General features: G+C 71.5%; 1 protein-coding gene. It reads left to right on the forward strand.

Translation table 11 applies throughout. The features are described 5' to 3' along the window. Positions 1–64: 64 nt before the first annotated feature. A complete protein-coding gene (locus FNQ90_RS24090) occupies positions 65–895 on the forward strand; it encodes a thioredoxin domain-containing protein (RefSeq protein ID WP_182608276.1) in 831 nt (276 codons plus the stop codon). Positions 896–1,151: the final 256 nt, after the last annotated feature.

Genomic DNA, 1,151 nt, shown 5'->3' on the forward strand with positions numbered 1-1,151 from the left:
CGACACACCCCCACACCCGGTCCGGCCGCGTGCCGGGCCCCCGACCCACGGAGACGTTCGGATCATGAGCAAGCGCAATACACAGGAAGCCAAGCGGGTGGCCCGCGAGCGGCTGAAGGCGGAACGGGAGAAGCAGGCCAAGCGCGAGAGCATGCGCCGGCAGCTGACCGTCGGCGGCATCGTCGCCGGCGTGCTGGTCCTCGCGGTGCTGGTCGGTTTCGCCATCGCCAACCTGGGCGGTGGTGGGGACTCCACCGACTGGGAGGCCGTCGCCGCGGACCTGGAGGAGCAGGGCGAGGACGCGGAGTACGCGATACCCGCCAACGCCTCGGGTGAGGGCGGTCTGACCATATCCATCGGCGACGAGGGTGCCGAGGATGTCTTCTCCTTCTACGAGGAGCCCCGCTGCCCGGCCTGCTCCGACTTCGAGCGGGCCACCGGCGAGGCCGTCGCCGAGGGCATCGAGGCCGGTGACTTCCGCGCCGAGTGGACCTTCGGCGCCTTCTTCGACGAGCAGATGAACGGCGGGACCGGCTCCAAGAACGCCATCAGCGCCCTGGGCGCCGCCCTGGACGTGAGCCCCGAGGCGTTCCTGGGCTACCTGCACGCCCTGTACTCGGAGGAGTTCCACACCAGCACCAACCGCGCGGACGACTTCGGTGACGACGACCGCCTGATCGAGATCGGCCGCTCGGTGGAGGCGCTCTCCGACGACGCCGCCTTCGATCGGTTCGAGGAGTCGGTGCGCGAGAGCACCTTCGCCGCCTGGTCGATCCGGATGGGCGAGAAGTTCTCCGCCGAGCCGGAGATCACCGGCACCCCGACCGTGCTGCTCAACGGGGAGCGGGTGGAGACGCCGCGCTCGGCCGAGGAACTGCGGGCGCTGGTGGGCTGAGGACCGACTCCGCGCCGTACCGGTTCCGGCCGCCGGGAACGGTACGGCGCGGACCCCGCGAAAGGAGCGGGAGCCCGCGAGAATCCCGACGGTCCGGCGACGGGCTCCGGACGGGTCGGCCAACCCCGATCAGCGGGCGGGCGAACTCTTCGTGAGCGCCCGCCCGTTCGCCTTCCGGGGCCTGTCCCCTCCCGCTACCGATCCGTAGCATCCTGCTCCGTGACCGAGACCCGTGACCCCCGTGCCGGCGCCACCC

Origin of the sequence: Streptomyces alkaliphilus (assembly GCF_014141535.1) — a bacterium.
In the GTDB taxonomy this organism is placed as follows: Bacteria; Actinomycetota; Actinomycetes; order Streptomycetales; family Streptomycetaceae; genus Streptomyces; species Streptomyces alkaliphilus.